Origin of the sequence: Pseudomonas sp. R62 (assembly GCF_000257605.1) — a bacterium.
Taxonomy (GTDB): Bacteria; Pseudomonadota; Gammaproteobacteria; order Pseudomonadales; family Pseudomonadaceae; genus Aquipseudomonas; species Aquipseudomonas atacamensis.
Map to the genome: position 1 here is coordinate 1005027 of NZ_JH635999.1, position 9420 is coordinate 1014446.

Sequence of the window (9420 nt, forward strand, 5' to 3'; positions counted from 1 at the left end):
GCCGGTGAGCTTGCCCAGTGCATCCATTTTCTGCACTTGCAGCAATTGCGCTTCGGCGTGCACGCGCTCGGCGACTTCCTTGGCCAGCTGCGTGGTGGTGTCATCCAGTCGCGCCAGATGCGAGCGCTCGCGGTGGCGGTGTTCGGTGACGTCCTCGACGAACACCAGGCTCAGCTCTGGGGTGCGATACGGCGAAATCTGCCATTGCGTCTCGCGAATCTCGCCCTGCACGCGCATGTTCAGCGTGCCTTTCCAGCGTTCGCCGTCGACCAGACGCAGACGCAGTTCATCGAGGATCGAGCATTGATCTTCGGCGAAGCATTCACGCAGCGCCTGCTGATCGCGGTTATCGACGATCAATTGGGCGAATGCGTGATTGCACTCATGCACTTTCAGATTGGCATCGAGCACGGCGATCGGCGCCGAGACGTTGGCGAAGATCTCGCGGAAACGCGCCTCGCTTTCGCGCAGGGCATTTTCCGTGTCGCGCACCCGCAGCAGGGTACGCAGCGTCGCCAAGAGCACATCGGGGTCGACCGGGTGAATCAGATAGGCATCGGCGCCCGCGTTGAGGCCGGTGATGATGTCGCCGGTCTGGATCGACGCCGCTGACACATGAATCACCGGCAGCAGCGCGGTGCGCGGGTCGGCGCGCAACAGGCGGACGATGTCGAAACCGCTCATGTCCGGCAGGTTGACGTCGAGGATCAACGCATCGAGGGCTTCGCTCTCGATCAGGGCCAGGCCGTCGCTGCCGGTGCCGGCTTCGAGCACCGTGTAGCCGTGGCGCTCCAGGCGCCGACGCAGGGCGTAACGGGTGGCGACGTTGTCATCGACAATCAACAGGCGGATGTCACGATTCATCGACGTTCTCCAGAGCGATTGCCAGCGGGATGATGACAAAGAACGTCGAGCCCACGCCCGGCGTACTGTCTACCCCGACTTCACCGCCGAGCAGGGCGGCGAAACGCTTGCATAGTGACAGACCCAGACCGGTGCCGCGCAGACGCTTCTGCAATGGCGAATCGACTTGGGAGAAGTCTTCGAACAGCGTGTCATGCAACTCGGCCGCGATGCCGATGCCGGTGTCGCTGACGGCAAAGCGCACCTTGTCTTCACCTTCCAGTCGCGCCGACACGCGCACTTCGCCACGGGTGGTGAATTTCAGCGAGTTGGAAATGAAGTTGCGCAGGATCTGCCCGAGCTTCTTGTCATCGGTATACAGGCGCGGCAGGCCCAGCGGCTCTTCGAAGATCAGATCCACCGCCGAAGCATCGACGATTGGCCGGAACATCCCGCGCAGGGCCGAAAACAGGTCGAACATGTCGAACCAGGCCGGCGAGATGCTGATGCGCCCGGCTTCGATCTTCGCCAGATCGAGCAGGTCATCAACCATGTCGCTGAGCTCGCGGGCAGCGGTGCTGACGAAGGCCACCTGCTTGTGCTGTTCAGGGCTGAGCGGACCGTCGAGTTCGTCAGCGAGCAGACTGTTGATGCTCAGAATCGAACCCAGCGGTGTACGGAATTCATGGCTCATGTATGACAGGAAACGGCTCTTGAGATCCGATGCCTGACGCAGTTCTTCGGCCTGATTGTCGAGCTCGGCGTATAGCGCCAGAACACCCTGGTTGGTTTCATCGAGTTCTTCGCGCAGGGCAGTGGTTTCGCGCTGCAACTGAGCGATGAGCGCCGCCTGTTCGGCATGGCTCAAGGTAGTCGATTCAGCCATGGGCGACCTCCAGAGCAACGACCAGTACCGTCACGTCATCGCGACCACGACAGAAGTCGCGGTGCAGGACGCTGGCTATCACGGACGGATGGCGATGCACCAGGCCGGGGTAGTCTTTGAGATTCCAACGGGACTGTAAGCCGTCGCTGTACATGATCAATAAATGTCCGTTCACGTGAGCATAGTCAAAGGGTTTGGCTTTACGGTACTGGCCGCCAACGATGCCGGGGTGCGAGGCCAGGCCACGGGATTTGCCAGCCTCGAGCAGACTGGCGCCAATGTTACCGACACCGGCGAACGTCAGACCATCGCGCTGGCTGTCGAACTGCGCGAAAGCGACGGCGCCGCCACGGGTGCCGAGCATTTCCTGATGCAGGTCTTCCATCAATACCACTGGATCGGCAAACGGTGCCCGGGCGAATGCCTGGGCCCCGGCCAGACCGGCACGTTCGGCGTCCTCGCCATGTCCGAGGCCATCGACCACCAGCGCGCTGATCCGCGAGCCTTCATATGCCAGATGCCAGACATCGCCGCAGGCTGGATCGGCATGCAGCGAATGCTGGCTGACGCCGAAGCGGATATCCGCCTGACGATCGCTGCGCGCAAAGACCCGGGCCAGTAACACCGCGCCACGGTGGTCGGCGTAGACATCGAAGACATTGGTCTGCCGCGATACGGCGCCGAGGCCGATGCCTTGTGTGCCGCCAGTGGAAAAGCCATCCGCCAGACAGGCATCCAGATCAAAGCCCTGCGCCCGATCCACGGTCTGCATTTCGATGCCGAAACCGTTATCCGGACGAGTCAGCACACGCAGATGAAACTCGCCGCGCTGGGCATGCTTGAGCACGTTGCTTGCCAGTTCCGTCGCGACCAGTGCGACGCGGCCGGCATCGTTTTCGTCGAAGCCATGCTTCTCGGCGAGTTTTTGCGCGGTGCGCCGGGCGTGGCCGATCTGGCTGCTGTCCTCGATCGGCAGAACCTGGGTCAACGACCCGGTGATATTCATGTCCATCGTGTGATCGTAATGCGCGTGCCTTTGCCGGGCTCAGTGTCGAGTTCGAATTCGTTGACCAGACGTTTGGCGCCGGTCAGGCCGAGGCCTAATCCGCTGCCGGAAGTCCAGCCGTCGGTCATCGCCAGTTTGATATCGGGGATGCCCGGGCCTTCGTCGCGGAACGTGATGCGCAAACCGACCCGGCCGTTTTCCTCGAGGATCTGCCAATCCATGTCGCCGCCGCCGCCATAGACCATGGTGTTACGCGCCAGCTCGCTGACGGCGGTGACCAGTTTGGTCAGGTCGATCAGGCGCATGCCGCATTCGGTGGCGAGCTTGCGCGTGGTCTGGCGGGCCAGTACCACGTCCTGTTCGATCAGGATGGGTTGAGTACCACTGCTGCGTACGGTCATTGCAGGCGTACTCGATCCTGCAGCAGTTTCATTCCGCGTTCGACGTTGAGGGCGGTGCTGACGCCCGGCAAGGTCATGCCCAGCTCAACGAGCGTGATCGCCACGGCCGGCTGCATGCCGACCAGCACGGTTTCGGCGTCCATGATTTTCGACAACCCCGAGATGGTGCCGATCATGCGTCCGATGAACGAGTCGACCATGTCCAGCGCCGAGATGTCGATCAGCACGCCACGGGCCGAGGTCCGGCTGATGCGCTCGGACAGATCGTCCTGCAGGGTCATGGCGAGCTGGTCGTGCATGTCGACCTGAATGGTCACCAGCAGCAAATCGCCCATTTGAAGAATCGGAATACGTTCCATCGGCTCAGACCGCTTTGCCGAGGCTGATGCCCAGGCGAGTCAGGGCCAGTTTTAAGGCGTCGGCCAAGTTGGCCTTGGTCACAACGCCTTGCAGATCCAGACCCAAGTGAACGATGGTCTGGGCGATCTGCGGACGCACGCCACTGATGATGCAATCAGCGCCCATCAGGCGAATCGCGGTCACGGTTTTCAGCAGGTGCTGGGCGACCAGGGTGTCGACGGTCGGCACGCCGGTGATGTCGATGATGGCGATCTCGGAACCGGTGTCGACGATGCGTTGCAGCAGCGATTCCATGACTACCTGGGTGCGTTGCGAATCGAGTGTGCCAATCATTGGCAGGGCGAGAACGCCATCCCACAGCTTGACCACCGGCGTCGACAGTTCCAGCAGCTCTTCCTGCTGACGCTTGATCACCGCTTCGCGGGATTTCTGGAAGGTGCCGATGGTGTGCATGCCGACCGTATCAAGCAGTTCGGAAACTTCCAGCAGTTGCTCGGCGAGCAGTGCCGGCTGGTCCTGATAATGGTTTTGCAGCAGGGCGAACAACGGGCCCTTCAGGGCGAAGATGAAGTTGGCGGTTTGCTGGGAATCCTGGCCGAGCAGGGCGCGGCTCTGCGACAGCTTTTCAAGAAACTGACGGGTGTCTTCCCAGCCTGCGGCGGCAATCTTGCTGCCGTTGCCGTTTTCCAGACCGGCCAGCAGCAGGGAGAGCAAGTCGCGGGTTTGCTGCGCGAGGTCGTGTTCTTTGAGATTGCGCGTGGCGCCGCTGGCTTCGAGGCGTTTGGTCCATTCGCTCAGCAGTTGAGCCTGGTTGTTCCTGATTGCTTCAACTGTGCTGTTCTGCAGTGCTGCCATGTGCGTGTCGCTCCGTTACGTAATGGTGCCGGCTCAGCGAAATGACCGGCGCGAATTGACTGACATTTGCCGCTTGAAATAGTTGTTCACCCAGCGGCGAATTTTTCTGCCTACCGCGTCGAAGGCCCCGGCAACTCTAGTCGGCGTGGCAACAGGCAGCGATCTTTTGAACGAATCTGCGGCGTCAGGCTTCGAATCTGCATGCCCGACGTTTTCCAGTCGTGCTGGAAGAAGGAGGCAGGACTATGAATGAGGTGGATATGAACGAGCAAGCGCCGCAACAGCAAAATCAGTCCTCAGAGTCAATTAACCGCAACGACCCGGCCATCGACCCGCAGACACCGGGACAAAATACCCCCGCGCCGGCTGAACAAGGACAGGCGGACAGCGCGGCTGCCGAGGTCGATCAGAAGCAGCATCACAATGACAACAGCAACGACTTCAGCCCCGGCTTCAAGCCTGACCCGGACCGTCCTGAACCGGGCGAAAGCACCGACGCCGATATCGACACCGATGGCGGTTGATCGCTGAAACGCAAAAAGGCCGCATCGAAGGATGCGGCCTTTTTATTGCCGGGCGGTTACTTGCTCGGATGTTTGGCTTGCAGCTCTTTGGCGTGGGCCAGGTGTTTTTCCAGCGCTGGCAGCATCTTCTGCGCGAACGCTTTCAGTTCAGTGGCGCCTTTGGCCTTGTCATCGGTCACGGTGTTTGCCTGCTTCTTGAACAGCTCGATGGTTTCTTCGTGAGCCTTGACCTGGTTGTTGGCGTAGGCCGCATCGAAGGATTCATCGCGCATGTCGAGAATCTTTTCCTTGGCCTGTTTGACCAGGGTGGTGGTGTCCGGGACTTCGATGTCGTTGGCCTTGGCAATTGCTGCCAGCTCATCGTTGGCTTTGCTGTGATCGGTGATCATCTGGTTGGCAAAGGCTTTGATGTCAGCTGACTGGCTTTTTTCCAGAGCCAGGCGGCTGGTTTCGATTTCAGCGATGCCACCGGCGGCGGCGTTATCGACAAAGTCATTGTCGGTCGCGGCAAAGGCGCTGCCCATGCCGGCAGACAGTGCAACAGCCAGAGCGAGATGACGCAGGTTGAATCCGTCCATTGGGTGTCTCCACGCAGGTTTTTGTGAGCGTTATCCAATGGAGCGAAGGCACAAGCCAAAGGTTTTATTGCATTTACGACAGGGCGACGAACGGCAACCGCTGGTCTGACAGGGTGTCGACAGAAGCCATTGCGCAAGGCCATGCTGATAACGAGTCAGCGCATCGGTCGCGCTGGTTGTCGATCAATTTGATGGAGGTGTTTCATGCCGGTTTCACATGATCTGTATCAGGACCTGGGCTGCAAGAAGGAAGAGATCGAGCAAAAACGCTCCGAGGATGCGAAGCTGGATTCGCTGCTCAACAAGTATTTCGAGGTGGATGCTGAAGTGGTCGAGGCCGAGAACGCCCAGTCAGACGCCCCCAGTGATGACGAATTGAAGAAGCTCAAAGAGAAGCGGGTCATCGTCAAGGAGCAGATCGTCGCCCGGCTGGCCGGGCAGCCGCTGACCGGTCAGTAATTACCTGACCCGTGGTCGCCATCCAAAGGGAACGGCGACCACCCACGGCACCTCCAATGTGCAGAGTCTGCAAACCATCGACTCGTTGCGAGGTGCCTCATGAACGATCCGAAATTCCCCAGTGAAGAGCAGGGCGGCTTCGACCCGATTCCGACCCGCCCTGAACCCAACAGCCCGGCGCATACCACAGCGCATCCGGAAAAAACCGTGAAAGAACTGCCGGAGGATGAAGATCCGGAGAAGTTCGACCGGTCCGGCAACTGACAGACCGCTATCGCTGGCAAGCCAGCTCCCACAGGTTCATCTGGTGAACACATATTTGGAGTTCACACGGACACTGTGGGAGCTGGCTTGCCAGCGATAGCGTCGGTCCATACTGCGAAAATTTTGCTGTTTTACTTCAGCGCCGCATCCAACCCCATCCGCCCCATATGCCTCGCCTTCAACGAGCCGAAATACAACCACTGCCCATATTCGCGCACCGTGGTAATCGGCGAATAATTGCCTTCGCTCGCGTCCTGCAGATTGGCAATCACCTTGCCGTCCAGATCCAGTCCCAGCACAAACCCACGCTTTTCGACAGGCTTGGGCAAAACCGTCAACGCCCGCACGATCATCTTGCGTACGAACGGGTGCTGCGCGGTGCCATCGAGTAACGCGTTGCGCGGCGCGTACAACGCTACCCAAAAGCGATTGCTGCCATTGAACGAGAGGTTGTCCGGAAGCCCCGGCAGGTTGTCGATGAACACATCATGGGTACCGGCCTTCGGCCCGCTCAGCCAGTAGCGGCTGATGCGATAAGCACCGGTTTCATTGACCAGCACATAGGCTTCGTCGGGGCCAAGGGTGACGCCGTTGGCGAACTGCAACTTGTCGAGCAAGACGCTGGTCTTGCCGCTCTGAAAGTCGTAACGCAGCAAACGGCCGTCGGCGCCGTGCTCGATGATCGCCTCACCGTCATGGCCATAGCCCCAGCGGCTCGAGGCATCGCTGAAGTAGGCGTAGTGGCCTGACTTGTCGACCGCCACATCATCGGTAAATCCAAATGGCACGCCGTTGGCCTCGGTGGTCAAGGGGATCACGCGGCCTTGTGCATCCAGCGACAGCAAGCCTTTGACCGCATCGGCAATCACCAGCATGCCGTTCGGATGACGGGCCAGGCCCAATGGACGGCCACCGGTGTCGGCGAGGACCTTGCGCTGGGTGCCGTCGAGGCTGCTGCGGATCAGCCGGCCGTCATGCAATCCGGTGATGAGAAATTCGTCTTCCAGCAGCAGCGCCTCAGGCCCTTCGATGTCGCTCGGCCCGACCTTCACCACAGCTTTGAGGCGCTGGTTGTCCGCGTAGATGCCTTCCTTCAGCGAGGGCGCCGGTGGCGGTGTCCAGGCCACTGGTTCGACCTTGGTCGGCAGCAACAACAAGAAGGCGATGACCAGAGCGATCAGCAGGCACAGCAGATAACGTAATTTCACGCGCTGGCCCTCGCCGCGCCGATGTACTGCGCGGTCGTGTCGCGCAGGGCAAGCATGGACGCGGCAGACTCGCGCTCGATGCGCCGCTTGAGCAACAGGCGATTAGCCAGACGCATGAGCAAACCGTCAAAGCGATATTCCAGCGTACGCACGAATCGCGTGCCACCAGCCTCCGCCGAGCACTCGTAAGTCAAACGCAGGGACAGGCCTTGATCACTTTGCGCGCGTGCGCACCAGCGCCGGCCCGGCAGGTATTCAGTGACTTCCCAGCGCAAGTGACCGGCACGTCCGCCGGCATGGATGTCCTCTTCGAAACGCGCACCGGCATGCAGTGGACCGTGCGGACCGTCAATCTTCAATGAGGAGGGATGCCAGTCCGGCCAGTGACTGACGCTGGCGGCATAGGCCAGCACAGCGACCGGCTCGCCGGCGATATCGATCTGGTGCTGCATGCGCGTCATGGGCATTTGCGAATCACTCAAAGGGGCGGGTTCCGGCTCGAGGTACAGCGTGCCGAACAGGTAGTCCATCAAGGGCAGAACGATGTTGAAATTACGCTCCTGCATGCGCTCGCGGCGGTGATGCAGTTCGTGCAGACGGCGCATCTGGCGGATCCACGGCAAACGAGTCAACGGATTCTGCGGCGGCAGATGTTCGCAGGCATGGAACACCTCATAGAGCAGATAACCGAGCACCATGCACCCGGCGAAAAGCCCGGCGACATTGGCGTTGACCTGCGCGAGCAACCACCACAGGGGCAGCGTGATCACCAGCGTATGAATGACGATCAGCCAGGCTGGAAACAGAATCACCCGCCAGTCCCGCGCGCTGTCGTAGGTCATGTGCCCGGGGGTGAAAAAGCTGTGATGGTCGCCGGCATGCCGCGCGTAGAACATCTTTGCGAAAGCTTTTTTGTGATGGCCCAAATGGCGATGGACCATGTATACGCCGAAGTTGAACAACAACAGGCTCAGCGGCACGGTCAGCCATTCCAGCCAGCTCGCCGAATGCACCGTGCGCCAGAACGCAGCGACCGCGAAAAAGCCGAACAGCAGCACGAACGCGCCGTGCAGCCATGGGTTGTACAAAGGATGAATGGCCGCCCGGTAGCGGCTGCGGAATGCCTCGGTGGTCTGCCTCAATGCGTTTCACCTGCGGGTATTGTTGTTATACCCGGCAGATTAGCCGATCCGCTGACTTGTGCAGGACGAACCTTGCGGCCTTAAGCGCCATGCTCTGGACTGAAGCTGCCCGTCAGCTCAACGGATTCCAGCGCTGTGACCAGTCGTCATCGGTGCGGATCACTTCGCGCAACAGATCGAAGGCCTGTTGCAGCACGGCCGAGTCGCGATCACGGGAATACACCAGATAGGTCGGATAACCGAATTCCGGCGCTTTGGTGACGGCTTCCAGGGCGCCGGTCTCCAGGTAAGTGCGCACAACGCGAGTGCGGAAATAGCCGCTGCCGCCATGTTCGAGGATGTATTGCAGGGCCAGCGGGCCAAGGTTGAAGCTCAGCGCGGCTTTGGCTTTTTCCGGCAGGGCGGCGTCGTGCTGGCGGCGGAAATCCGGGCCCCAGTCGATGTAGACGTAAGGCTCCGGACGCTCGGGCGCGCGCACCAGAATCAGTTTTTCCTCCAGCACTTGCTCGACCTGCAGACCCGGCCAGTATTCCGGCTGATAAACCAGCGCGGCATCGAGCACACCGAGTTCGAGCTGACGCAGCAGATTTTCGCCATCGCGAATTTCCATGCGCAGTGCGTGGCCGGGGATTTTCTCGCGCAGTTCCGCCGCCCAACTGAGCATCAACGGGTTGCACAGGCTGACCTCGCCACCGATATGCAGAACGTTGTGATAACCCTCGGGCAGCGGCAAGTCGCGGCGCGCGGCTTCCCAGGTCTGCACCAGTTGATTGGCGTAGATCACGAACGCTTCGCCATTGGCCGTCAACTTCGCCCCGGCGCGATTGCGCACGAACAGCGTACTGCCCAACTGGCTTTCGAGTTTCTGCACCCGCGCGGTGATGGCGGTCTGCG

13 protein-coding genes are annotated in these 9420 nt (G+C 60.5%); 3 read left to right on the forward strand and 10 right to left on the reverse strand.

What is annotated here, in order from left to right; genetic code table 11:
• The 6 genes from OQK_RS22855 to OQK_RS22880 form a co-directional block, all read right to left on the reverse strand.
• Nucleotides 1-864: ATP-binding response regulator (locus OQK_RS22855; protein ID WP_038861588.1), on the reverse strand; the 864-nt coding region annotated here is incomplete at its 3' end.
• Nucleotides 854-1729, reverse strand: coding sequence for a sensor histidine kinase (locus OQK_RS22860; protein ID WP_016774463.1), 876 nt, complete (start codon nt 1727-1729; stop codon nt 854-856). The genes OQK_RS22855 and OQK_RS22860, both read right to left, overlap by 11 nt.
• Nucleotides 1722-2735 (reverse strand): ATP-binding protein, encoded by a 1014-nt coding sequence (locus tag OQK_RS22865; RefSeq protein ID WP_038862093.1) that lies wholly within the window; start codon nt 2733-2735, stop codon nt 1722-1724. Before OQK_RS22865 ends, OQK_RS22860 begins: the two co-directional genes overlap by 8 nt.
• On the reverse strand, nt 2732-3136 hold the full coding sequence (locus tag OQK_RS22870; RefSeq protein ID WP_016774465.1) for an anti-sigma regulatory factor: 405 nt from the start codon (nt 3134-3136) through the stop codon (nt 2732-2734). The genes OQK_RS22865 and OQK_RS22870 overlap by 4 nt, the downstream gene beginning before the upstream one ends.
• Nucleotides 3133-3495 carry an STAS domain-containing protein gene (locus OQK_RS22875; protein ID WP_016774466.1) on the reverse strand — a complete coding sequence of 121 codons (363 nt, stop codon included), beginning with the start codon at nt 3493-3495 and terminating at the stop codon, nt 3133-3135. The genes OQK_RS22870 and OQK_RS22875 overlap by 4 nt, the downstream gene beginning before the upstream one ends.
• Nucleotides 3496-3499: 4 nt before the next feature.
• A complete protein-coding gene (locus tag OQK_RS22880) occupies nt 3500-4351 on the reverse strand; it encodes an STAS domain-containing protein (protein ID WP_016774467.1) in 852 nt (283 codons plus the stop codon).
• Between the two features lie 260 nt (nt 4352-4611).
• Between OQK_RS22880 and OQK_RS22885 the strand changes: the two genes are divergently transcribed.
• Nucleotides 4612-4875 (forward strand): hypothetical protein, encoded by a 264-nt coding sequence (locus tag OQK_RS22885; RefSeq protein WP_038862096.1) that lies wholly within the window; start codon nt 4612-4614, stop codon nt 4873-4875.
• Between the two features lie 56 nt (nt 4876-4931).
• Here the strand turns inward: OQK_RS22885 and OQK_RS22890 are convergent, their stop codons facing one another.
• Nucleotides 4932-5453 (reverse strand): DUF4142 domain-containing protein, encoded by a 522-nt coding sequence (locus OQK_RS22890; RefSeq protein ID WP_016774469.1) that lies wholly within the window; start codon nt 5451-5453, stop codon nt 4932-4934.
• Nucleotides 5454-5657: 204 nt separating this feature from the next.
• Between OQK_RS22890 and OQK_RS22895 the strand changes: the two genes are divergently transcribed.
• Entirely contained in the window at nt 5658-5912 is a 255-nt protein-coding gene (locus OQK_RS22895) for a DUF465 domain-containing protein (RefSeq protein ID WP_016774470.1), read from the forward strand.
• 99 nt (nt 5913-6011) lie between these two features.
• Entirely contained in the window at nt 6012-6176 is a 165-nt protein-coding gene (locus tag OQK_RS30835; RefSeq protein WP_016774471.1) for a hypothetical protein, read from the forward strand.
• 131 nt (nt 6177-6307) lie between these two features.
• Here the strand turns inward: OQK_RS30835 and OQK_RS22900 are convergent, their stop codons facing one another.
• The 3 genes from OQK_RS22900 to OQK_RS22910 all read right to left on the reverse strand — a co-directional run.
• Nucleotides 6308-7384: an SMP-30/gluconolactonase/LRE family protein gene (locus OQK_RS22900; RefSeq protein WP_016774472.1), complete on the reverse strand. Its 1077-nt coding sequence runs from the start codon at nt 7382-7384 to the stop codon at nt 6308-6310.
• The gene (locus tag OQK_RS22905; RefSeq protein ID WP_016774473.1) at nt 7381-8526 is read right to left on the reverse strand and encodes a sterol desaturase/SRPBCC family protein; all 1146 of its coding nucleotides are present in this window, start codon (nt 8524-8526) and stop codon (nt 7381-7383) included. Before OQK_RS22905 ends, OQK_RS22900 begins: the two co-directional genes overlap by 4 nt.
• A 112-nt stretch (nt 8527-8638) precedes the next feature.
• Nucleotides 8639-9420, reverse strand: a 782-nt coding sequence (locus OQK_RS22910; protein WP_016774474.1) for a LysR family transcriptional regulator, incomplete at its 5' end; no start/stop codon positions are given.